At 31.4% G+C, this 22992-nt stretch carries 21 protein-coding genes and 1 riboswitch; of the genes, 9 read left to right on the top strand and 12 right to left on the bottom strand.

The features are described from left to right. Positions 1-16 precede the first annotated feature (16 nt). Positions 17-1915, bottom strand: coding sequence for a tetratricopeptide repeat protein (locus WAF17_RS05085; RefSeq protein WP_338767078.1), 1899 nt, complete (start codon positions 1913-1915; stop codon positions 17-19). 124 nt (positions 1916-2039) lie between these two features. Here WAF17_RS05085 and WAF17_RS05080 point away from each other — a divergent pair, with 124 nt between their 5' ends. Then, the gene (locus tag WAF17_RS05080) at positions 2040-3095 is read left to right on the top strand and encodes a glycosyltransferase family 2 protein (protein ID WP_338767073.1); all 1056 of its coding nucleotides are present in this window, start codon (positions 2040-2042) and stop codon (positions 3093-3095) included. Here the strand turns inward: WAF17_RS05080 and WAF17_RS05075 are convergent, their stop codons facing one another. Next, complete coding sequence (locus WAF17_RS05075) at positions 3096-3551, bottom strand: GNAT family N-acetyltransferase (protein ID WP_338767071.1); 456 nt, start codon at positions 3549-3551, stop codon at positions 3096-3098. Positions 3552-3755: 204 nt separating this feature from the next. Here WAF17_RS05075 and WAF17_RS05070 point away from each other — a divergent pair, with 204 nt between their 5' ends. From WAF17_RS05070 to WAF17_RS05060, 3 genes are read left to right on the top strand one after another with little or no spacing between them, the layout of a single operon-like run. Continuing rightward, positions 3756-4391, top strand: a complete 636-nt coding sequence (locus tag WAF17_RS05070; RefSeq protein WP_338767068.1) for a UDP-2,3-diacylglucosamine diphosphatase — start codon at positions 3756-3758, stop codon at positions 4389-4391. Positions 4392-4436: 45 nt separating this feature from the next. Continuing rightward, positions 4437-4586, top strand: coding sequence for a hypothetical protein (locus tag WAF17_RS05065; protein WP_338767065.1), 150 nt, complete (start codon positions 4437-4439; stop codon positions 4584-4586). 11 nt (positions 4587-4597) lie between these two features. Beyond that, complete coding sequence (locus WAF17_RS05060; protein ID WP_338767062.1) at positions 4598-5668, top strand: glycosyltransferase family protein; 1071 nt, start codon at positions 4598-4600, stop codon at positions 5666-5668. 44 nt (positions 5669-5712) lie between these two features. Here the strand turns inward: WAF17_RS05060 and WAF17_RS05055 are convergent, their stop codons facing one another. Then, positions 5713-6450 (bottom strand): metallophosphoesterase family protein, encoded by a 738-nt coding sequence (locus WAF17_RS05055; RefSeq protein WP_338767059.1) that lies wholly within the window; start codon positions 6448-6450, stop codon positions 5713-5715. A 59-nt stretch (positions 6451-6509) separates the two neighbouring features. Here WAF17_RS05055 and WAF17_RS05050 point away from each other — a divergent pair, with 59 nt between their 5' ends. Continuing rightward, a complete protein-coding gene (locus tag WAF17_RS05050; protein WP_338767056.1) occupies positions 6510-6818 on the top strand; it encodes a hypothetical protein in 309 nt (102 codons plus the stop codon). 109 nt (positions 6819-6927) lie between these two features. Here WAF17_RS05050 and WAF17_RS05045 read toward each other — a convergent pair whose 3' ends face one another. Then, positions 6928-9381, bottom strand: a complete 2454-nt coding sequence (locus tag WAF17_RS05045) for a TonB-dependent receptor (RefSeq protein ID WP_338767054.1) — start codon at positions 9379-9381, stop codon at positions 6928-6930. A gap of 109 nt (positions 9382-9490) precedes the next feature. Beyond that, positions 9491-9635: riboswitch (TPP riboswitch) on the bottom strand. Positions 9636-9788: 153 nt separating this feature from the next. Here WAF17_RS05045 and WAF17_RS05040 point away from each other — a divergent pair. Together WAF17_RS05040 and WAF17_RS05035 are read left to right on the top strand one after the other, a co-directional pair. Continuing rightward, positions 9789-10445: a phosphoribosylanthranilate isomerase gene (locus tag WAF17_RS05040; protein ID WP_338767051.1), complete on the top strand. Its 657-nt coding sequence runs from the start codon at positions 9789-9791 to the stop codon at positions 10443-10445. Between the two features lie 125 nt (positions 10446-10570). Continuing rightward, a complete protein-coding gene (locus WAF17_RS05035; protein WP_338767048.1) occupies positions 10571-10975 on the top strand; it encodes a thioredoxin fold domain-containing protein in 405 nt (134 codons plus the stop codon). Between the two features lie 78 nt (positions 10976-11053). Here WAF17_RS05035 and WAF17_RS05030 read toward each other — a convergent pair whose 3' ends face one another. The 5 genes from WAF17_RS05030 to WAF17_RS05010 all read right to left on the bottom strand — a co-directional run bounded on the left by WAF17_RS05030 (position 11054) and on the right by WAF17_RS05010 (position 15682). Next, positions 11054-12697 carry a hypothetical protein gene (locus WAF17_RS05030; RefSeq protein WP_338767045.1) on the bottom strand — a complete coding sequence of 548 codons (1644 nt, stop codon included), beginning with the start codon at positions 12695-12697 and terminating at the stop codon, positions 11054-11056. Between the two features lie 81 nt (positions 12698-12778). Continuing rightward, complete coding sequence (locus tag WAF17_RS05025) at positions 12779-13408, bottom strand: hypothetical protein (protein WP_338767043.1); 630 nt, start codon at positions 13406-13408, stop codon at positions 12779-12781. A gap of 236 nt (positions 13409-13644) precedes the next feature. Next, on the bottom strand, positions 13645-14265 hold the full coding sequence (locus WAF17_RS05020) for a DUF3575 domain-containing protein (RefSeq protein WP_338767040.1): 621 nt from the start codon (positions 14263-14265) through the stop codon (positions 13645-13647). A gap of 99 nt (positions 14266-14364) precedes the next feature. Beyond that, positions 14365-14946, bottom strand: coding sequence for a MarC family protein (locus WAF17_RS05015; protein WP_338767038.1), 582 nt, complete (start codon positions 14944-14946; stop codon positions 14365-14367). Positions 14947-15079: 133 nt separating this feature from the next. Further along, positions 15080-15682, bottom strand: coding sequence for a DUF502 domain-containing protein (locus tag WAF17_RS05010; protein WP_338767035.1), 603 nt, complete (start codon positions 15680-15682; stop codon positions 15080-15082). 335 nt (positions 15683-16017) lie between these two features. Here WAF17_RS05010 and purB point away from each other — a divergent pair, with 335 nt between their 5' ends. Together purB and WAF17_RS05000 are read left to right on the top strand one after the other, a co-directional pair. Further along, on the top strand, positions 16018-17361 hold the full coding sequence (purB, locus tag WAF17_RS05005; RefSeq protein WP_338767033.1) for an adenylosuccinate lyase: 1344 nt from the start codon (positions 16018-16020) through the stop codon (positions 17359-17361). Positions 17362-17739: 378 nt separating this feature from the next. Then, a complete protein-coding gene (locus WAF17_RS05000; protein ID WP_338767031.1) occupies positions 17740-19002 on the top strand; it encodes a DnaJ domain-containing protein in 1263 nt (420 codons plus the stop codon). Positions 19003-19223: 221 nt separating this feature from the next. On the opposite strand, the gene guaA is transcribed toward WAF17_RS05000, so the two are convergent. From guaA to WAF17_RS04985, 3 genes are all read right to left on the bottom strand, one after another. After that, positions 19224-20762: a glutamine-hydrolyzing GMP synthase gene (gene guaA / locus WAF17_RS04995; protein WP_338767028.1), complete on the bottom strand. Its 1539-nt coding sequence runs from the start codon at positions 20760-20762 to the stop codon at positions 19224-19226. 252 nt (positions 20763-21014) lie between these two features. After that, positions 21015-21467: a hypothetical protein gene (locus WAF17_RS04990; protein WP_338767026.1), complete on the bottom strand. Its 453-nt coding sequence runs from the start codon at positions 21465-21467 to the stop codon at positions 21015-21017. An 89-nt stretch (positions 21468-21556) separates the two neighbouring features. Beyond that, complete coding sequence (locus WAF17_RS04985; RefSeq protein WP_338767024.1) at positions 21557-22930, bottom strand: hypothetical protein; 1374 nt, start codon at positions 22928-22930, stop codon at positions 21557-21559. Positions 22931-22992: the final 62 nt, after the last annotated feature.

Raw genomic sequence — 22992 nt, 5'->3', positions numbered from 1 at the left:
TTTGAATGTTTTTTGTTTATAATTCTACTGTAACTAAAATTACATCATCGGTTTGTTTATTTTCTCCTTTCCAATCAAAAAAAGCATCTTTTAAGATTGGATATTGGTCATAACATGATAATTTTGAACTTTCATCTATTTTTTGAATTAAGTTTCTTGACATAAATTTACGATTATCACTTCCTCCAAACTGGTCTTGATAACCATCAGAAAATAAGAAGAAACGGTCATTTTTTTGAAAGTCTAGTGTATGTGTTTGAAATTGCTTTTCTTTTTTATAGGTTTTTCCTCCAATAGCCGAAGAAGAACCTTTTATACGTTCTGTTTTTCCATTTCTAGTAAAAACTAAAGGAAGTTTTGCTCCCGAAAACTCTAGCTTTTTATTTTCTTCATCAATTACTAAAATGGTTGCATCCATTCCATCATTGGTATTTGAAGTTTCTTGATGTAATGCTTCTCTGATGTTATTATCTAAAGTATACAAAATTTTAGAAGGTTCGATAATTTTTCTTTCCTCTACAATATTTTTTAATAAAGTTCGTCCCAAAACAGTCATAATTGCTCCTGGAACGCCGTGTCCTGTACAATCTCCAACAACTAAAATTTTCTTACCTTCAATCTTTGTAACCCACATAAAATCGCCACTTACAATATCACGAGGAATATAAATGACAAATGATTTTGGAAAAAGCTCTTTAAAATAATCTCTACTAGAGAAAGCATTTTGAATACGTTGTGCATAATTTATACTGGCAGTAATATCTTTATTTTTCTCTTCAATAATTGCATAAGCCTCTCTTAACTCAACATTTCTCAAACGATAAATTTCTGACTCTTGTTGAGCTTTTTCTGCTTCAAACTGTGTTTCTAAGTTTTTGATACGAGAAGAATTTTCATCTCCCAAAGCAAGTTCTTTTATTTCGTTGTATTGTTCTAAGTGAAAAAATGCTTTTTCGTAATTATTTTCTGTTTTGTAGGCATCGCTCATCAATAAATGGACTCTGAAAAGTTTTGCCTTTGCATTTAATTTTTCTGCTTCTTTAATTGCTTTTTCTAAAAAAAAGATTGCTTCTTTCGTGTTTTCAAGCTCTAAATGCAAACTTCCAATTTCTGAAAGCGTAGTAACGGCAGCCGTATAAAGGTCATTTTCTAATCTAATGTGGAGTGCTTTTCCATAAAAATCAAAAGCTTTCTTATACTCTTTTTTTGCTTTATAAATCTTCCCCAAATCATTATAATCTCTTGAAATACTGCTTTGATTTTCTTCTAAAAGATGCATGTCTAATGCTTTTTGAGCGTTTTCTAAAGCTAAATCATATTCTTCTTTTAAATAAAAAACATTAGCAAGACCGTTTATAATTCTGCCTTTTCCATTATTTTCTTGAGCCTCATCGAAAGCTTTATAAGCACGATTATAATATTTTTCGGCTTGTTCGTAATCCTTTAAATCAATAAAAAAGCCACCTAAAAGATAAGCACTAAAGCCTATCGTTCTGACCATATTGTGTTTTTCGGCTAACATTAATCCTTCCCTAGTAAGTTGTAATCCTTCATCATAATTGCCAATGTTCCATTTCAAGCTGCCCAAACGCATATAAGCATCTGCTAAATATTGGCTTTGTACGGTTTCTAAGTAGTATTTTGCTTTATTTAAATATTCTGTTGCATTTTGTATATCTCCACTAGCACTTCTCAAGAAGCCGATATTAGAATAAGCAATCCCTTTTACTTGATAATTTTCTTTGTCATCATTTATTTTATCTATATTTTCAAAAACTAATTTACTTACTTGATAAGATTCTTTTAGCCTTCCCTTAAAAAATAATTCTTCTCCCAAAGTAACAGCCACTTTGACTATTTCTTTAGGTTCTTTGGCTATATCTAATTCAGTTTGTAATTTTTCTATTTTTCCCATTACTTTTCATACTATAAAATAAAGGTCTAAAAGCTCTTAGAGTTCAAGACAAAAATAACTACTTAAATTTACGTAATTTTGATTCTTAAACAACCCTTTTGAGTATAAAAAGAATAAGAAAACGATGAATTTATCTAAAAACACGCCTAAAATAACAATCGTTACACCTTCATTTAATCAAGGTAGCTTTATAGAAGAAACAATAGATTCTATTTTATCACAAAATTATTCGAATTTAGAGTACATTATTATCGATGGAAAAAGTACGGACAATACAGTAGAAATCATTAAAAAGTACGAAAAGTATATTTCTTATTGGGAATCAGAAAAAGATAAAGGGCAAAGTGAAGCGATAAATAAAGGAATGCGAAAAAGTACGGGAGATATTTTGACATGGATTTGTAGCGATGATTTGCTTACAGAAAACTCATTAGAAAAGGCAGCCAATTATTTCTTAGAAAATCCGACAGTTTCACTTATCCATGGCAAAACAAAAACATTTGGAGAAGGCTATAAAGACAAAATAACAGCAGGAAATCACTCTGATTTGAGTATTGATTACTTTACGCATATGGCATTTCCCCAGCCGTCAAGCTTTTTTAAAAGAGAGATATTTGAAAGTCAAAGTTATGTTGTAGGTAATCACAAAAACTGGGTAGATGAATCTTTACATTATTGTATGGATTATGATTTGCTGTTGAGAACCGTTTTGAATTATGAGCTGCTGAAAGTAGATGAACTTTTTTCGGAGTATCGTTTGCACCCAGCCAGTAAAACGGTAAGTGATTGGAGTAAATTTGAAGTAGAAAAAGACAAGGTTTTTTTGAGATTGCTTAACACATTAAAAACAAAAAAAGAAGCCAAAGAAGGAATAGAATTTTTAAAAGAACTAGGAATAGAATCTAAAGAATCAGAATCAAATAAGACCTATAATTTTGATAATCAGATAGTCAGTAAAATAGATATTGAAAAAATAGTTCAAATGTTTTTGTATCGTAAAATCCCTGTTTTGTTTGATGCAAAAGAATATGAAACTGTTGTTTTGTATTGTGAGGCTTTACAGAAAAAATATCCGAATTTCTATAGCAAGATGAATTTGGATTCTATGTATCAAACTAGCAAATACAATTCTTTGTCTTCGTTGGGAAAATTAGGTTGGAAGTTTAAGAAATTGATTTAATTATTCGCTCCAATAGTAAAAATTATGTTCTGTGTCCAATTCAAATCCCGTTTTGGGATAAAGATGATTCCCTTCAATATTATTTTTATCAGTTTCTAACATCAAACCTACTGAATCAGTCTGAATAGCTAATTTTTTTGCTTCATCTATCAATAAAACAGAAATCCCTTTTCCTCTAAAATCTTTATCTACAAATAAATCATTCAATAGCCAAAAACGTTTCAAACGAGTAGATGAAAAAATGGGATAAAGTTGTACGAAGCCTACGAGTTTTTCGATATTATTTTCAGAACATTGAGCTACAAAAATTTCAGATTCATTATTTTCTATTCTTTCTTTCAAAAATTGTCTTGATGCTTCTACATCAGATTTTTTCTTATAAAAAATTCGGTAGGCATCAAAAAGGGTGTTTAAGTTTTCTAAGTCTTGAATAAGAGCTTTCCTTGTTGTAATCATTTGGTAGTTAGGTTAATAGTGTATTTTTATTTGTTGTTTAAAGACATTATTTATTCACACATTATACAAAATATTTACTGCAACTTCATTTTTTCACAAAGTAGAGTTGATTTCTTTTCAATACTTTGCGTAAAGATAAAAGTGTAAAAAATCGTAATCTTAACAAAGGTAGTTTAATATTTTTAGTCATAAAATAATACACCTATGAAACGCAAAGTAGAAGTAGTCATTATTTCAGATGTACACTTGGGAACGTATGGTTCAAAAGCTCTTCCACTTTTGGATTACTTGAGCAGCATCGAACCAAAAATAGTTGTATTGAATGGCGATATTGTAGATGGTTGGCAGTTTAGTAGAAAATATTTTCCTACTTCGCATGTAGAGGTTGTCAAAAAGATTTTGGATTGGGTAAGTAATGGCACTCAACTATATTATGTTACAGGAAATCATGACGAAGTGATGAGAAAGTTTGTTGGCTTTGGCGTTTCGAATGCCAAAATTGTAAATAAAGTAGTCTTGCCATTAGATGGAAAACTTGCTTGGATTTTTCACGGAGATGTATTTGATATTACTATGCGTCATTCGAAGTGGGTTGCTAAAATGGGGGCAGATGGATATGGTTTTCTTATTTTACTTAATAGAGTTGTTAACTCTATTCTCAAAAAGATAGGAAAAGGAAAAATATCGCTTTCCAAAAAAATAAAAAACAGTGTAAAATCTGCTGTAAAGTCTAAAAATAATTTTGAAAGTACAGCTGCCGAAATTGCAATTCAAAATGGCTACGATTATGTTATCTGTGGACATATTCATCAACCTATCATAAAAGATATAGAAATATAAAACCAAAAAGTATGTTATCTTAATTCGGGCGATTGGGTAGAAAATATGACTGCCTTAGAATATAATAATAAAGAATGGACACTCTATTCTCATCAGATAAATGAAAGTTTGGATGAGAAAGGCATAAAAACTATTTCAAAAGACCCATTGACAAATGAATATTTATTTGAGCAACTTTTAAAAGAATTTGAGTAATCAAAACAATTATGAAAAACAATACTAAAAAACTTAAATTGCTTTATGCTCTTCAAGCTACAGGAAATGGACATATCAGTCGTGCTTGTGAATTGATACCGATTTTCAAGAAATATGCTGATGTAGATGTTTTGATGAGTGGAACATCAGCCGAGCTAAAAGTACCATTCGAAGTAGATTATAGTTTTAAAGGACTTAGTTTTACATTTGGAAAAAATGGAGGAATTGATTTTTTAGATACTTTCAAAAAAGTAAAAACCAAACCATTTATAAAAGCTCTACTATCACTTCCCATTGAGGAGTATGACATTGTGATTTCCGATTTTGAGCCTATTTCAGCGTGGGCATGTAAACTAAAAGGGAAAAAGTGTATTGGAGTCAGTAATCAAGAAGCCATAAAACTACCTACTATTCCAAGACCAAAGCACAGCGATAAAATAGGAGATTTTATTATCAAAAATTATGCTCCCACTTCAGAAGGGTATGGATTTCATTTTTTACCGTTAGCCGAAACCATTTTTCCTCCTTTGGTGCGTTCCCAAATTCGTAACGCAGTAGCCGAAACAAAAGAACACTACACAATCTATTTACCTGCATATGATCAGAAACAGCTTTTGAAATTTTGCAGACACTTTTTTTATATCGATTGGGAAATTTTTTCTAAACATACAACTACGGAATATCAAGATGAAAATATGTATGTACGCCCTGTAAACAAAGACGCTTTTACAGAGAGTTTGAGAACCTGTAAAGGTTTTGTCTGTGGAGCAGGTTTTGAAGCACCAGCAGAAGCACTTTTTTTAGGTAAAAAATTATTGATTATTCCAATGAAAAATCAGTATGAACAACATTATAACGCAGTTGGATTAAAAGCTGTTGGAGCAACAGTTTTGAAGAATATCAAATCTAAAAGGTACACTAAAATAGAAGAATGGCTAAAAAAAGAAAGCCCAGCTCCTATTAGATTTGAATATTCGGCTCACAAACTTGTTCAAACTATTATCCGTAATCACTATGCTACTCAAAAAGCTACTTCAAAGTTAGAATCATTATTTTTGCCACATTTCGAATTTAGTCATTAGATTGAATAAAAAATAGTTTGTCCTTTGGCGTTAGAAGTATTATTTCAAATCAAATTAGATTCTAATCGTTTTTGCTCCAAATTTTTCTGAATAATAAGTTTTTTTGTATCCAAATTAAAGCAGATTAATTTACCAAAGCCTTGATTTTTGAAGTCATAAAATACTGCTCCATTATCAAGACAAATTAAAGGAGAGTTGTTTTGAATAGAATAATGAATGTCAATGAGTGGTGTGGGTTGGTGTCCGAAAATGATAGTTTTAGATTTTGCTACTTCTTTATCATAAAATACATCACGCATCCAGAGCATAGAATCAAAATCTTGAAAAGGCTTTTCTGCATCAAAATCAAAACCTGCATGAACCAAAAAATAATCCTCTAGCTCAACATAATAAAACAGATTTTTGAGAAAAGTATGATAGTTGTCTTCAATTTCTCCATTTTCATTTAACAGGTTTTCTAGTTTATAGGCTTTATGAAAAAGAAGAGGATTTTCAGGATATTCTTCTATGCTTTCTAAAAGTGTTTGTTCGTGATTTCCTCTAAGCGCAAAAACTTGATAATTTTCAGATTGAAGGTGCAGAATTTCATCAATCACTCCTTTACTATCTATTCCTTTATCGATATAATCTCCCAAGAAAAACAACAAATCATCGTGTGTAAGATTAATTTTTTGAAGCAAAGCTCTAAAAGTAAGAGAACAGCCATGAATATCTGGAATAACTAACCTTCTTCCTTTAGTTTGCTTTGTATTATTGAATATTTTTGTTGGGAATTTTGTCATACTCTAAATATTTTTTCATTTTTAACAAAAAATAATTCTTTACTAACTTATTCAAATTTATGGCAATATCAAAAAAAGGTTTACGTACTATTACTGTGAACAATAATAAGTATTATTGGAAATTCAATGAAAAAGTTTTTATCATACCAAATGAGAATCAGAATAGTTTACTGGTAATAGACTTTGGTTGGTACGATATATTCTTATTTATGAATGATAAAGAGAATAGACCTCCAAAGTTTTATCCAAAAGCTATTACACCAAAATTTGTACAAGAGTCTATCTTATTTGCTCTTGAAAATGAATGGAGTGAAGGAACTATGAAAGTAGAATATAGAGAAGGGAAGTATAGTTTAATAGAAGAGTGAAATTAGAAATTCATTCAACAAAAATACGGTCTATCCAATCAAAAAAATTGAACAAACCGTATTGTATTTCCTAACTCCCAATCTCCATTTCCCAATTCCTAGAAATTCCCTAGAAATTAAGTTTCAATCCGACCAAGAAATTACGCCCAGCTTGTGGATAGAAATAATTCTGACGAACTGTTTCTCCTTGATAAATATAGCCAAAAGTATAACCATTGCTCTCATATTCTTCACTCAAAATATTATTTACAAGCAGGTTAAGCTCTATATTTTTGAAGAATTTGTAAGAGAAATTATAAACTAATTGTAAATCATTTACAAAATAAGCATCTAGTTTTCTTGTATCTGTACTTGTGTTGTCCAAAAACTGTTCGCCTACGTATTTAGAAAGTAAATTGATAGAAAAACCATTTGCAGGACGGAAACTAAATGTATTGGCTGCAATCACAGAAGGCGAAAATGTAATATCTGTTTCCCCATAATTGATGGCTACTTGACCATTTTCATCATCTAAATATTCTGTAAAATCACTGATTTTGTTTTGACTAAAAGTAGCATTTGCTGACCAAGAAAACTTCTCACTAAACTGATAATCTGCTACAATCTCTACACCTGTACGATAACTTTTATCGACATTTTGGCGAGTATAAGAACCAACATCATTTACTTGACCTGTCAGAATAAGTTGGTCGGTATAATTCATCAAATAATAATTGGCTGATAAACTAAGCTTCTCAAAACGACCATTCCAACCCAATTCTATATTATCCAAACGTTCGGCTTTTGGGCGAGTGTTTGGCGTAGATTCTGTAAAATCATCACGATTTGGCTCACGATTCGCTCTTGCCCAAGAACCATAAAAACGATGATTGTCTAGTTTGTAAGTCAAACCAAATTTTGGATTGAAAAACGAAAGGTTGGCTGTTTGTTCTACATTACTTAAATCATTATCAAAGCCTAAGAAGTCATAATTAATTGTACGAACTTGAAGGTCAGCAAAGGCAAAAAGATTTTCAATAACTTGATAATTTACCTTTCCAAAAATATTAAAATCAGTTTTTGTAGCATCATTTTCATAATATTTATCTCTAATAGAACTTTGTGAAGCATATTCTGCCCAAATAATCTCCCCAAAATGTCCTCCTTCATAGATATTATAGCCACCACCAACAATAGCAGTCAAGACAGGTTCATTACCTTTTGTAGCATCACTTTCGTAGTTTAGGTTAAAAACAGTTCCATAAAAATCATTATCCAACCAACGGCGACGAATTAAATCAGTTGTATTGACGGTGTCAGAATAATTGATAAAAACTGTTGAATCATTGACTGTTAGTGTATCAGAAAAATTAGTAATAAGTTCTTCTAAACCATAATCAGAAAAATCCTCGCCTGATTTGAACTGCTCAAAATAGCCTTTTCCTTTTGTATAATGAAAAGCTACGTTTGCTGTTAGGTTTTTATTTATTTTTTGGTCAAAAATAAATTGATAATGGTCTTGTCCATAGTTATCCGTTTCGTTATCATACCCTGCAAGCTCGTTGTAAGTACGATTTCCTTCATCTAAAATTTCTTGAGGAACACCATTCCACGCTTGAAAAGTTTGTTCTCTTCCTCCAAAAATATTTAGTTTTATACTTGTTCCAATTTTATTTTGATAAACTCCAGAAAGAAAAAATGATTTCAAATCTGAAAAGGCTTCATCAATAAATCCATCAGAAGTAATTTTCGAAAGGCGACCATAAAACTTTACTCTATTTTTCAGAAGTCCTGTATTGAATTGCAAATTATGACGAAAAGTATTAAACGAACCAAATGAATTACTAATTTCTGCACCTGCTTCATCTGTTGGTTCTTGCGTTGCAATATTTACAGACGCACCGAAAGCACCTGCACCATTTACAGACGTTCCGACACCTCTTTGAATCTGAACAGAACTTGCCGAACTAGCAAAATCTGGCATATTTACCCAAAAAACACCTTGAGATTCTGCATCATTCAAAGGGATTCCATTTATTGTAACATTTGTACGAGTAGCATCACTTCCACGAACTCGCATTCCTGTATAACCCACACCTGCACCTGCATCAGAAGTGCTAACAACAGAAGGCGTGTATTGCAATAAAATAGGTAAGTCTTGTCCTAAGTTACGCTTTTCAATTTCTTTTTCACCCAGTTCTGTAAGCGTAACAGGATATTCTCGGTAAGATTTGATGACGATTTCTGAAAGCGTTTTTCCGTCTGGTAATACAATATCAAGAACTGTATTTGCATTCAAATTGATTTCCTTCTCAACCGTTTCATAGCCGATATAAGAAACTCTGAGTGTATATTCTCCTATTTCAGAAGAAAGGTTTGTAAGGCTAAACTCTCCGTCAGAGTTTGTAACTGTTCCTTTATTGAAACTGCCATTATTGAAGTTTAATAGGACTGTCGCACCAATCAAGTTTTCACCATTTTTATCTTTTACAGTTCCTGTGATGGAATATTTGTTTGCATCTTGAGCAAAACAATAAGATAGAGTAAGAATAAATAGGAATAGAATTGAAAAAATATTTTTCATAATTTCCGTTTTGTTTTAGGTTGTTTATAGCTGAAAAATTAAAACGGAAAGGAGATAGGACAATAGACCCTAAGGATTTTCAGAAACCCTTAGGGTTTGAAAACCAAATATAAAATGAGGAGCGAATCCCTACGCTTGAATTACCAAGTTCAGGTTCATCTACAAAATTTTGTATAGGGTATAATCTCAGCTTTTAATTTTCTTTTCTTTTTTTGAGAAAAATACGAAAATCATCAGCACCCCTTTCGCACTGCAAAGGTAAACTATTTTTTGATTGAAATACAAATAGAATTTTTTTGATAGCGTAAAATGAGAACCGTAATTTTTGCTTTCAATAAGAAATTCGTAATTTAGTAGCATGTAATTTCTTACAGTGTTTTTACTTCAAACTGCACACCAACAACAAAATGCCTCTTTCTCTCATAAAAGTTTGTGGAATGCGTGATGCTCAGAATATTGAGCAAATAGCTTCCCTTTGTCCTGATTTTTTGGGATTTATTTTTTATCCTCGTTCGAAACGTTATGTTCGTCAGTCAGATTTGAGCGGAGAGCTTTTAGATAAATTATTGCCCAAAGATTTGCCTACTTCTATCAAACGAGTAGGCGTTTTTGTTGAATCTACATGTGCTGAGGTAGAACGAATTGCTACTCAATGGAAGTTAGACTTTGTACAGCTTCATGGAAATGAATCTCCTACTTTTTGTCAAAACTTGAAAGAGAAGGGAATTAATATTATAAAAGTTTTTTCGGTAGGAAAAGAAGGAATTTCACTTGCTCACATGCGAGAATATGAAGATTTTGTAGATTATTTTTTGTTTGATACCCAAACTCCAAATTATGGAGGAAGTGGACATAAGTTTGACTGGGAAATGCTTAAAATCTATGACTTAAAAACCCCTTTTATGCTAAGTGGAGGAATTTCGCTAGAAGATGTAGAACAATTAACAGGGCATATTCATCATAAATGTATTGGTTTTGATGTCAATAGTAAATTTGAAACTGCTCCTGCTCAAAAAAATGTGGCTTTACTTGAAGAGTTTATTACCTTGATGAGAAAAAAATAACTTTGAGGGGTTAATGTTTTTTAATAGAAATGAAGAGTAAGAATGGGTGATTATTTAATGATTTGGGTATAAACGGATAAGAATCAGTTATTAATTTTTATTCAAATTCAAATTTTCAACCTACTATGAAAAAGTATTTTTTGACATTTATTGCCCTATTTTTTGTTTCATTCTTAGCAACTGCACAAAGCACAGAAACTACAAAATCTCCTTCAAAAGTTACTGCTGTTGTTTTTCACGCTGATTGGTGTCCTTACTGTACCAAACTTTCTGACAAAATTGAGAGTATCAAAGCAGATATAGACATTTCTGATGTAGAGTTTATACGATTTGATTTTACTGATAAGGATACTAAAGAAGCTACACAGGCTTTTGCAGCTGCAAATAGTGTAATGTCTGTATTGGAAAATCACAAAGGAACAGGCTTCTTAGTTTTGATAGATTCTGAAACAAAAGAAGAGCTAGTCAAGATTGGAGCAAAGGATAGCAAAGAAAAAATTAAGGCTTCTTTTGAGAAGTATCTTAACTAAAACAGATTCTAGACATGTAATCTCAAAAAGCATTTATCATAAAGATAAATGCTTTTTTTTGTGAATACATTAGAATAGTTATTGATAGACTTTATACAAACGAATTGTTGTGCTGTCTTGTAGTTGTTTTTGCCATAAATCATAGCTTTTAGAAAAATTCAAACCTAAATATTGACTGTGTTCTACGTATAAAAAAGGTTCTGAAAGCGTAGCTTCTTTCCATTCTTTTATCAATTTATATTTTTGTTCATATTCATTTCTGATTGAATATTTTATCGTTTTATCGTTTATTATTCTTTCCGCTTCCAAACAATTGTTTGCCAAAACGCAATAATCATCTGTCAAAATATAAAAAACAGAATCTATGTCATTTAATACATTTTTATTTTTAATAGTAAAGTTTGTATCAAAATCTTGAGGTAAGATAAAATAATTAATTTTCTCTTTTTCTAAAAATGGAATGGGTTGTAGCGTTCCTTTCAGATATACTTTTTCGGTTTTATCAAACTTATTATTTACCAAATTTTCTCTGATATAAGTCGCTGCTTCATTGTAGGAAGTTGCAGAATAGGAATAAATATGCGCCATAATAAGCCAACAGTTATAGAATATTCCTAAAAAAAGAAACCATTTTCCAAGTTTATTAAGAAGTTCTCCAAATAAAAATGCCCAAGCAGAAAGTGCATAAGCAAGTATCAAAACCAAAATCCAAATACGAGGAGCTTTTTCTAAAAACAAAGTAGGAATAGCAATAGAACCCAAAAGTAAGAGCCAAAAAATAATTTTCTGATTGATTAATTCTTGCCAGTCAAAAGAAAGTGCCTGTGTATTTTCTTTCGTTTTATTTTCATTTCGTTTCAAAAATTTCTTGCCAACAGAAAAAATAACCATTCCCATTCCTATCCAAATTAAGGGGTTTTCGAAATAAAAAATGTATTTGAAATAGTAAAGTAAATCAAACTCTACCCAAGATTCTCCTGTAACCTCTCTTTGGTGTGCTTCAAAAATCAAATAGTATAAGTTTCCCAAATAAGCTGTCCATTTTCCTATTAGAAGTTGTCCTATAAGTGTCCAAAAACCTACAAAAAGAATATTTATACCACAAAAAATAGCTGTTTTTTTTATAAAACTAAAAATAGAATTTTGGTAAAACAGATAACCAAAAACAAAAGGTAAAATCAAGATAGATTTGTAATTAAAGCCAAAAGCGATTGCAAAATAAATACTTAAATAAAGTATAGATTTAGAATTTTTATTCTCAAAAACGGATGTTTGAAGCTGATTCAGTGTAAGAATAATAAAAAGCAAACTTCCATTATCAATCGTCAGACAGCGACCTGTATAAACGAGTAATGGCGAACTTCCTACAAAAACAGCTAAGAAGAAAGCTGCCGTAGCCGAAAACTTCCAATCCTTTTTCAGAACAGAACACAAAAATAAAATAGCAGTAATTTGTAAGGCTGCCTCTGCATAACCTAAAAAAGTAAAAGAATTAGAAGCTTTTTGAAATACAAAGTAAAAGAAAGAATCAAAACTATGCAATAAAGGTGCAGCGTGATGAAAAAGCATCGAAAAATCTCCTTCTACTATTTTCTTTGCAGCTAAGAAATTAGTTACAGCATCATAATCGTGTAAGCCTAATTCTGACAAACGAAAAAAACGAAGTAAGAACAAAAAAATAAAAGCAAAAATTAGCCAACTATGAGTTTTATAATTATTCATCAAAATAAAAATTCAAAAAAAGCATATCCTTTTTAATAGAATATGCTTTTGTATTTTATCTAAGTTAATTCGAAATAAATATTACTTTCCTGTAAGAGCATCAAAAACAGCATTTAAGTTTTCGTTTCCTCTCAATTTTTCTAAGTTATCGTTTGGCATATCAGCACGGAAAAGGTCTCCAATTTTATTTCCTACAAGAGAGTTTAGGTCAGTTCCTGCATATTGTTTGGTTACTTCTTCTGCTTTTTGGCGAGTAACTGTACCTTCCACCATATATTTTTCCATCATTTTTGCATCTTCAGGATTCATAGATGCTTTTTGAGGAACAACTTTGATATTTACTTCTGTTGCGTCAGTATGAATAAAAGCACGCATTGCCATAGAAATCATACTTGCTTTTACGATGTCTTGAATTTGAGCATCATCAGCACTTGCAGGAACAGCAGGAGAAATGCGAATTTGTGTATCCGATATTTTTTCATACGTATTGTTATCTGTGCTATAATCTCCCAAATCCATAATCATTTCATCAAGATTAGCAAACTTTGTTGGAGCTTCTTGGTCAGTATCTACCGTTTCATTAGTTACTGTAACTTCTTCGGTTGTTTCTTCAGTTGTTGTTTCTGTTCCACTAGCACAAGAAGAAAATGTTCCGATAGATAGAAGCAAAGAAAATACAAGGAAATACGAGTATAAAGAATTTAATTTCATAAAATAGGGAATTTCGTTTGAGGTTAAATTGATTGTTGAGAAAATACGTGTTTTACTGCTTAATTTTATTTTTTTTAACCAATGTTTCTTTGGTTATACTAATTTATCAATTACTATTTTTTATGTAATACTTTAAATAGTAACCGAAAATTACGAAAAAAAACAATAACTTTTGTTAAAATATAAAAGATAGTTAGATTATTAATTAGTCTATTGAATTATTTAGTCAAATGAATTTAGAAAGCATAGCCCAAATTTAAGCCTATTCGTGGAAAAAGACCAGCAATAGGAATTGGTATTTTCTGTTGCACAACATCTTCATTTTGATAATTGATAGTAATTTCATTAACATTATACCAAAAACCACCTAATCCAGTAAAAATATCTATTGAAAAATGCTCTTTTATTAAAAAATTATAGCCTGTCATTAGTCCTAAGCCATAATTATTAAAGCTTACATCTGCTTTTCCTGTTGTACTTGCCGAACCTCCATTGATAGAAATATCAGCGTTCATACGAGCATAATTTGCATAAGCACCTCCATAAAAACCATTCAAGGCTTGTTGACTAAAATAATACCTATACTCAGGCATAAATGCCCAGTTTGTCAGATGTATTGCTCCTTCTATTTCTTCTTGATTTTTATTTTTGAAGTCTTCTTTCAAATTTGCGTTGAGCCTAGTTATAAATAAACTAAGTGAAGAATGTTGAGTAATAGCAATTTCTGCCCCTACTGTGTAACGTGTAAGTATCGGCGTAAGTGGATTCAAAGGATTTACTTTAATGATTGCTTGTTGTGCAAAGCTAAACTCAAAAAAAGAGAAACAAAGCAGAGTTAAAAAAAAGAGTTTTTTCATTATTTTTATTTTAAATGATTTTTTACATTATTTCCAACCGTCAACGAGCTTAAAAGCGTCGTTGAGGATAAAAAATAAAAATAGTAGGGTAGAGTAGAATTAAACTATGCCTATTACAATATTTGTTTTAATAAGTTTTATTGCAATAGCTAAAAGAATAATGCCAAAAACTTTACGTAAAACAGCTTTTCCTGTTGCTCCTAGTCTTTTATCAATCCATTTGGAGGCACGTAAAACAAGATAAACAACAACCAAATTAATAACAATGCCTATCAAAACACTTTGTTGAGAGTATTCTGCACGGAGTGAAATAAGTGTTGTCATCGTTCCTGCACCTGCAATGAGTGGAAAGGCTAAAGGTACTACTGTAGAATTACTAACTTCTGGGTCAGATTTGAAAAAATCGATTCCTAAGACCATTTCTAAGCCAATAAAAAACATAATCAAACCTCCTGCAATAGCAAAAGAAGCTACATCAAGACCAAAAAGCTGTAAAATTTCTTGTCCTAAGAACAAAAAAGCTACCATCAGAATACCTGAAACTATTGTTGCCTGTAAGGCTTGTAGTTCGCCACCGTTTTTTTTACGTAAATCAATAATGATAGGGATTGAACCCAAAATATCAATGACAGAAAATAAAATAAGCGATACTGAAACGATTTCTTTAAAATTAAAATCCATGTTTTTTTGAAAATGGGGTTTAGGGAATTGGGAAAATGGGAATTAGGATTTAGGGACTAGGAATTAGGAGTTAGGAAATGGGAACTAGGAAATTTGTAGTTTCTAGCTCCTAATTTCCATCTCCTAGTTCCTATCATAAAAGGTCTTCTCCAAATTCTTGCTGTTTGTTTTCTACTGCTACAAGCTCGGAAACACCACCAGAAGCAATGAACTTCATTAGGTCAGCCGAATTGTCATAATCAATGGGCGTAATGTTTTTGGCAGCTACTAAATACAGATTTCCAGAAATATTGTAAGAGTGAGGAAAATAAACACCAATCAAATCCTTTATTTTTAAAAGCGATAAATCTTCTGCTGTAATAAAGCCCAGCCTATAAATCTCGTTTTCAGCATTAAGTTTTACCAAAACTGACTTGCTAAACTTCTTTTCTTCTCCTACAAAAGCAGCCATCAAATCTTTTATAGAAGTATAAATAAGTCCGACCATTGGAAGGCGCAAAAGAAATTTTTCAAACCATTCGAAAAAAGACTTCGCTACAAAAAGTGAAGTCAGATAGCCAATAAAAGTCAGAGAAACTAAAATAACTATAATGCCAACGCCTGAGGTACGAAAAGGAAGTAGCGAATCCATCCATTCTAAGAAAGAAATCACGACATAAATTGTCCCAGCTAAAGGAACTGTGATAAGTAAGCCACGAAAAAAATAGGTAGCAATCGTTGAAAAAGTAACCTTCATAGTTTTTTGATTGATTTTTTTCTTTAAGTCTTAAACGAGCGCAAAGGTCTGTATTTTCTATCATAAAAAATAATTATTAATCAATTTAGAGGGTATAAATTAAACCTTATCATAGCTATTTTGTGTGTCAGTCTTCCAGACTGACCATTAAGAATAAAAGCTGCTTTTTTATGTTCAGGCAGGATGCCTGAACTACGTGAAATAACTCATAATTTAGAAGATAGAAATTAGATTTTAGAATTAAATAAGAAACCAACCATAAATTTAGAGTTTAGAAGTTTTATCTTTGCATTAATTGATTCTGACTTTTCAATTCTAAATTCTAAATTAGCTTTATGCTTACAGCTATTTCTCCCATTGACGGACGTTATCAGCGTCATACAAAATCTCTTCAAGACTATTTTTCAGAATATGCGCTTATTCAAGCTCGTGTACGAGTAGAAATTGAATATTTTATTGCGCTCTGTAAAGTACCCAAAACAGAATTATCACAGCTTCCAGAGCTTTCTGAAAATCAGATTAGTTATCTAAGAAAAATTTATACTGAATTTTCTTTAGAGAATGCTCAAAAAATTAAAGAAACTGAAAAGGTTACTAATCATGATGTAAAAGCTGTTGAGTATTTTGTAAAAGAAGAACTAGAAAAACTGGACTTAGGGATTTATAATGAGTTTGTTCATTTTGGATTGACTTCACAAGACATAAATAATACTGCAAATCCTGTTTTATTGAAAGAAGCAGAAGAAAAAGTTCTTTTTAGTGAAATAAATGAAATTATAGAAAACCTAAATTTTGTCTCGAAAGAGTGGGATTCCATTCCTTTATTGGCTCACACACACGGACAACCAGCATCGCCTACGCATTTGGGAAAAGAAATAAAAGTTTTTGCTTATCGTTTGGAAAAGCAGTTCGAAAATCTCAAAACTCTTCCTCATACTGGAAAATTTGGAGGTGCAACAGGAAATTTTAATGCGCATAAAGTAGCTTATCCCAAAACGGATTGGAGAGTTTTTGGAAAGAATTTTTTATCGAATCATTTGGGTTTAGAACGCCAAGAATGGACAACACAAATTGATAATTATGATTTTTTGGCAGCAAGATTAGATGCTTACAAACGAATCAATACAATTCTGATAGATTTTAGTAGAGATATTTGGGCGTATGTTTCGATGGGATATTTCAAGCAAAAAATAAATCCGAACGAAGTGGGTTCTTCTGCTATGCCTCACAAAGTAAATCCAATAGATTTTGAAAATGCAGAAGGAAATTTAGGGATTTCGACAGCTCTTTTCGAACACTTATCTACAAAACTTCCTATTTCTAGGCTACAACGTGATTTGACAGACTCTACCGTTTTGAGAAATTTAGGTGTTCCGTTTGGACATTTTCTAATTGCCTTGAAATCTCTAAAAAAAGGAATTGCGAAGTTAGAAATTAATGAAGCTAAGATAAAAGCAGATTTAGAAAATAATTGGGCTGTTGTGGCAGAAGCTATTCAAACTGTTTTGAGAAGAGAAAAATATCCAAAACCGTATGAAGCTCTAAAAGCACTTACACGCACAGGAAAAACAATGAATCAAGAAACAATACACGAATTTATCAAGACATTGAATGTTGATGATAAAATAAAAGCTGAACTTTTAGAAATCACTCCTTTTAATTTTACAGGATATAATTAAATTTAGAAGTTAGATTTTAGAATTCAGAATTAATGAAATAAAATGAATTTTTATTTGTATTGCCCTGTATTTATCATAAGTAGCTAGTCAAAATTACTTATATCTATCTTGTATTTTAAATTGGTCTGTACCAAAGGTCTGACCAATTTAAAACACAATTTTTAATAAAAAAGGAAGGTACAAAAATTGTCAGATACCCAAAATAATTAGCGTAATTATTAATTTTTTTGTATCTTTTCTAAGATTATGACAAATCAAACTGAATCATTTATAAAATCACAAACATAATGATTACCAAGAAGTTATAAAAAGTAAAATATAAAATAAAATCTCATAAAATAAGATTACTTGAAATAAGTAAAAAGCGATAAATGAGCCATGCAAAATCATTATACTACTTTAGGAATCCCAGAACTTGCTTCTCAAGAACAAGCTAAAGTAGCCTTTAAACGCTTGGCAGTAGAGTATCACCCCGACAAAAACCCTAATAATCCTGTTGCAGAAGAGCTTTTTAAGCAGATTAATGAAGCCTATCAAGTTTTGTCTAATCCAGTTATGAAGCAACAATATGATACCACACTTCGATTTGTTTATTCGTATAGTTATTATGTTAATCATCGCCCAGCAGAAGCTGACCAAAACTTCAAACGTTATCATGAGCAGACTAAAGACCCAAAAAACACAAACCTTTTTTCTACCTTAATCTCTATCGGAATAATAGTTTATATGTTTCTACTTGTAAATTCTGTGCATAATTTTATGAGTAGGTTTCATTATTATCAAGCTCTTCAAAATATTGAAATCAAAGAGTATGATACAGCAATAGATGAACTTAGTTATGCTATCGGATATGACAAATCATTTGCAACAGCTTATTTTTTAAGAGCAAAATTATATAGTGAGCATTTTAGATTCCCAACAGGAGCATTAAAAGACTATACAAAGGCAATTGAAAATGCACTCATTCAAGAAAGTGATTTTTATCTGGAAAGAGGAATTGCTTATGGTAAAATAAATGAAAGAGAAGGAGCAATTACAGATTTTTCGACGGCTCTTGACCTAAGTAAATATGAACAAAAGACAGCTCAAGAAATAGCTGATGAATATTATAAGAGTCTTAAAGAGTATGAATTAGCCATCGAAATTTATACTACTTTGATTGGACAAGATTCTACAAAGTCTATTTATTATGAAAAGAGGGCTTTAGCTTACGCAAATCTTCAGAATGATAATTTGGCTCAAAAAGATTTTGAAAAAGTAGTCCAGAAAAGTGAGAATCAGACTGAAAAGCGAGTGGAAATAATAGCAAAGCTAGAAAATGAAGTCAAAAATTATGTTTTAGCTTTAAAAAATAACTTTATTCTTATCAACCAATATCCAACAGAATCAAACTTTCATTATACTCGTTCGAATTTGTTTTTTAAACTGAATAATCAAGAGAAAGGAATGGAAAATTTAGATATAGCTATTTTTTATAATGATGGTAAAAAAGAATATTATGTCCAAAGAGCAAAGTTACTGTTAGACCTTCAACAACCTGATAAAGCCTGTAAGGATTGGAAAAAAGCAAGAGAGTTAGGAAACACTATCAAAAACACAACACTAGATTTTTTCTGTTTTGATGAACTAGATACAAATTAATTTTTTTTTATAAAAATACCGTTTGTTAAAGTAGAGAAGTTATTAGCAAGTGATTTGTATGATTACTATGACAATTACAGGATAAGAAAATAAAATAAGCATTAAAAAGATATTATTACTTAATTTCTCAGATTTTCAATTGTATTTATCTTGTATTTCACCTTAAAAGTCATATAACCGATAGCTCGGCGAAGCCAAATCACTTGCTAATCAGTTCAAAACTATTCCCATTCAATCGTAGCAGGAGGTTTTGAGCTAATATCATAAACTACTCGGTTTACACCTCTTACATTATTGATGATTTTATTCGAAATTTCAGCCAAAAAATCGTAAGGCAAATGACACCAATCTGCTGTCATTCCGTCCAAACTCGTTACGGCACGTAGCGCAACTACATTTTCATACGTACGCTCATCACCCATTACACCAACCGAATTGACAGGCAGAAGAATTGAACCAGCTTGCCAAACATCATCATACAAACCTGCTTCTTTGAGTCCATTAATAAAAATAGCATCTACTTCTTGCAAAATATCTACTCTATCAACTGAAACAGCTCCCAAAATACGAATAGCTAATCCCGGCCCTGGGAAAGGGTGGCGTTGTAAGATAAAATTATCGATTCCAAGCTCTGCACCAACTCGTCTAACTTCATCTTTAAACAAATCACGTAAAGGCTCTACAATTTTAAGATTCATCTTTTCAGGAAGTCCTCCAACATTGTGATGTGATTTGATAGTAGCAGAAGGACCTTTTACAGAAACAGATTCGATTACATCGGGATAAATTGTTCCTTGTCCGAGCCATTTTACATCTTGAATGCGTTTTGCTTCTTCATCAAAAACTTCAATAAATGTATAACCGATTGCTTTTCGTTTATCTTCTGGGTCGCTTTTGTCTTTTAGTTTGTGATAAAAACGTTCTTTAGAATCTACGCCAGTTACATTTAGACCCATTTTATGATAAGTTTCCAAAACTTGTTCGAATTCTCCTTTTCTCAAAAGACCATTATCAACAAAAATTCCGTATAAGTTTTTTCCAATCGCTTTATGAAGCAAAACAGCAGCTACCGTAGAATCTACACCACCCGAAAGAGCCAAAACAACTTTATCGTTGCCTAATTTTTCCTTCAAGGCTTTAATAGTATCTTCTGCAAAAGCAGCAGGTGTCCAGTCTTGTGAACATTTACAAATATTGACTAAGAAATTTTCTACAATCTTTTTTCCGTCTGTCGAATGAGTTACTTCTGGGTGGAATTGCAAACCGTAAGTAGGTTCGCCTTTAAAATGATAAGCTGCAACAGGAATACTCGCTGTTTTGGCAATCACTTCAATAGAATCTGGAAGAGAATAAATACTATCTCCGTGCGACATCCAAATTTGAGAATCGGCTGTGATTCCTTCTAAAAGTGGATTTTCTATAACAGGAATTAGTTTTGCTCTGCCATATTCACGAGTTTCTGAACGCTTTACTTCGCCTTCATGCGTATGAGCTAAGAGTTGTGCGCCATAACAAACAGCTAAAATAGGTAGTTTTTTGCGCCATTCTGAAATCTGTGGTACTCTAGGCGAATCTTCTTGATGCACCGAATACGGACTCCCTGAAAGAATAATTCCTTTTACTTCATTTGAAGATAAATCAATATTAGGAATATTATTAAAAGGGTGTATTTCACAAAATACATTGAGTTCACGAACACGACGAGCGATAAGCTGTGTATATTGTGAACCAAAATCTAGGATAATAATTTTTTCTTGCATACGCAAAGGTAAGAAAAGCGTTTTTTTCTGAAAACTTTAATTGAACCAAAAACCTACCAAATGAAAATTAAATCAAAATAAAAAATAAGAATTTCTATTGCGTTATGCTTTTTTGCTGTTTTAGCGTAGCAACTCAAAAACAAAAAACTGTATCTGAAACACAAAAACCACGGCTACAAGCCGAATACATATAAATCACTCGTTAAAAACGAGTGATAGCCACAAAAAAGTAGAGCAAGGGCTAGGAATTATCTACCACCCATTTGCAAAAAACACAGTTTTTAGTGTGTCATTATCAAATTTTAAAATTAGAGCATCTATACTAGAACCATTATGATTCACTACATAAGGAATTGTTGTTTCAGATAGTGTGTGGAAATATAACTCTGACATTTCTTCTTTACCTACACCTTTTTTTACATAAAGATAGTTTGTTGAATGCCCTTTTTCAAACTGACAGGTATCACCAGAGCCTAGCATCTGAGTAATGTGTTGTCTAGACATACCAATTTTCAGAGTATCTATAACACACTCCAACTGAGAAAATCTTTTGAGGGATTTTTTTTCATCGTAAGAATAACTATATCTACATTCTAAAGGTGTTGCTTTAGCAGTTTTCCATGCAGCAAGGTTTAATGAGCAGCTCTCATCTAAACTACAAGCACTAAGCAAAAAAGCAAATAGTATATAACAGGTATATTTCATTCTTTATTTGTTTATATCATTTAATTTGTTGCCCTTGCTTCTAGCTGTGTATTTAGTAGTGTTGAGTTTTAGCAAGAACCATAGGATTTCTATTGTGTTACACTTCCTAAGCTATCAATCTCTTCTATTCCTAAAACGATTTCTTCAAAAGGAGTTTTTATGGCTTCTTTTACTAATTTGTGTCCTTCTGCATTCCAATGTCCGTCTCCTTGTATGAAATATTTTTTGTTTACTTGCTCAAAAGAAGTTTCTTTTACCTTTTCTTCAAAAACTGGAAATAAATTGATGAAAGGAATATTATTTTTTTGAGAGAAATCTTTCCAAGTTTGTAATTGTCTTTCATGGTTATTAATCATTTTAGCCCACGGATAAACAGCTATGGTAAGTTTAATATTTTTTTGCTCACAGAGTTCTACCAGTTTTTGCATGTGATTTTCAGCTAACTGAATTCCTTCTTTTCCCCATTCTTGATAAACAGTATCATTATCTATCCAAGATAACCTATTAGTTATGTATTTTATTTTTTCATCGTCTTTTGGGGCAGTAAAAAGTTTTTTGTAGGTATTTGAAATTAGCCTTACCAATAGCGAATGATTTTTATAAATATCTAAAAGAGAATTATCATCCTTTATATTATAACGGTAATACTCTATTGTTCCTGCTTGTGGAACAAACTTTTCATCACAATTAGCTTCAAAATCTTTATAATTTATCTCATCTTGAATATCTGAGCCATCTATGAAAACCCATAAATAATCAATCTTAAAGTTTTCTACTTCGGTATAATATTTTATTTTGTTGTAATAAACAAGAGGAGAATAGGAAACACAACCAGCATTCCAAAGTTCTATTTTATTATTGGTTGAAAACTCTTTTCTCATTCTTCCAAAAAAAGTATTTTGATAAACTACTCCTACTCCTTCTGTAAAAGAATCTCCAATAAAAACCACTTGTTTTTTATCTAAAGTCTGTTTCGCTTCAAAAACAGCAGAATCTTTGAAAGCAAAAGAATTAGTATAAAGAGGATAATTTATGTCCCCCCAAAGTGCTTCTACTGCCATATTCTGAACTAATCCGTGATGAAAACAAGGGTGTGGTGTTCTGTAATGACTAGCTTTATAGGTGCGTTCTACGGTTTTTTCATTGAAAAAAGCAAATCCAAAAAAGTCTATGATTATGACAAAAAATAGAATAAAACAAATAAAAACACTACCTGCATTTCGCTTCAAAAAGTCTTTTGAGGTAGGAGCAAAATTCCCTTTCATTCGTCTAATTACTTCTGGAAGCCAAAGCAAAGCTGAAATAATCAAAAAAACTTGCATAAATCCCACAAAAATATAAGTTCCTAAAAAGGTAATTTTCCCGTCGCCATCTCCTATCAATACATCAACTCCATATTGTAAAAGCCAAAGAAGGACCGCAATAAGTAAAAAAGAAAGACTAGGATTTAGTTTTTTGAACATTTTTTGCAGGTAATTTTTATGTAAAAGATAGCTTTATTATCAAAAAATCCATTCAAAAGTAT

Source organism: Bernardetia sp. ABR2-2B, assembly GCF_037126435.1.
GTDB lineage: Bacteria > Bacteroidota > Bacteroidia > Cytophagales > Bernardetiaceae > Bernardetia.
This window is presented reverse-complemented; position numbering and strand designations above follow the sequence as displayed.

Excerpts from the sequence above, each read along its gene's own strand:
- WAF17_RS04985 (WP_338767024.1), bottom strand. The coding sequence starts at position 22,930 with ATGTTCAAAAAACTAAATCCTAGTCTTTCTTTTTTACTTATTGCGGTC.
- WAF17_RS05010 (WP_338767035.1), bottom strand. The coding sequence starts at position 15,682 with ATGAAGGTTACTTTTTCAACGATTGCTACCTATTTTTTTCGTGGCTTA.
- WAF17_RS05080 (WP_338767073.1), top strand. The coding sequence starts at position 2,040 with ATGAATTTATCTAAAAACACGCCTAAAATAACAATCGTTACACCTTCA.
- WAF17_RS05030 (WP_338767045.1), bottom strand. The coding sequence starts at position 12,697 with ATGAATAATTATAAAACTCATAGTTGGCTAATTTTTGCTTTTATTTTT.
- WAF17_RS05025 (WP_338767043.1), bottom strand. The coding sequence starts at position 13,408 with ATGAAATTAAATTCTTTATACTCGTATTTCCTTGTATTTTCTTTGCTT.
- WAF17_RS05045 (WP_338767054.1), bottom strand. The coding sequence starts at position 9,381 with ATGAAAAATATTTTTTCAATTCTATTCCTATTTATTCTTACTCTATCT.
- WAF17_RS05040 (WP_338767051.1), top strand. The coding sequence starts at position 9,789 with ATGCCTCTTTCTCTCATAAAAGTTTGTGGAATGCGTGATGCTCAGAAT.
- WAF17_RS04990 (WP_338767026.1), bottom strand. The coding sequence starts at position 21,467 with ATGAAATATACCTGTTATATACTATTTGCTTTTTTGCTTAGTGCTTGT.
- WAF17_RS05065 (WP_338767065.1), top strand. The coding sequence starts at position 4,437 with ATGACTGCCTTAGAATATAATAATAAAGAATGGACACTCTATTCTCAT.
- WAF17_RS05020 (WP_338767040.1), bottom strand. The coding sequence starts at position 14,265 with ATGAAAAAACTCTTTTTTTTAACTCTGCTTTGTTTCTCTTTTTTTGAG.
- WAF17_RS05055 (WP_338767059.1), bottom strand. The coding sequence starts at position 6,450 with ATGACAAAATTCCCAACAAAAATATTCAATAATACAAAGCAAACTAAA.
- purB (WP_338767033.1), top strand. The coding sequence starts at position 16,018 with ATGCTTACAGCTATTTCTCCCATTGACGGACGTTATCAGCGTCATACA.
- WAF17_RS05015 (WP_338767038.1), bottom strand. The coding sequence starts at position 14,946 with ATGGATTTTAATTTTAAAGAAATCGTTTCAGTATCGCTTATTTTATTT.
- WAF17_RS05070 (WP_338767068.1), top strand. The coding sequence starts at position 3,756 with ATGAAACGCAAAGTAGAAGTAGTCATTATTTCAGATGTACACTTGGGA.
- guaA (WP_338767028.1), bottom strand. The coding sequence starts at position 20,762 with ATGCAAGAAAAAATTATTATCCTAGATTTTGGTTCACAATATACACAG.
- WAF17_RS05050 (WP_338767056.1), top strand. The coding sequence starts at position 6,510 with ATGGCAATATCAAAAAAAGGTTTACGTACTATTACTGTGAACAATAAT.
- WAF17_RS05060 (WP_338767062.1), top strand. The coding sequence starts at position 4,598 with ATGAAAAACAATACTAAAAAACTTAAATTGCTTTATGCTCTTCAAGCT.
- WAF17_RS05085 (WP_338767078.1), bottom strand. The coding sequence starts at position 1,915 with ATGGGAAAAATAGAAAAATTACAAACTGAATTAGATATAGCCAAAGAA.
- WAF17_RS05075 (WP_338767071.1), bottom strand. The coding sequence starts at position 3,551 with ATGATTACAACAAGGAAAGCTCTTATTCAAGACTTAGAAAACTTAAAC.
- WAF17_RS05000 (WP_338767031.1), top strand. The coding sequence starts at position 17,740 with ATGCAAAATCATTATACTACTTTAGGAATCCCAGAACTTGCTTCTCAA.
- WAF17_RS05035 (WP_338767048.1), top strand. The coding sequence starts at position 10,571 with ATGAAAAAGTATTTTTTGACATTTATTGCCCTATTTTTTGTTTCATTC.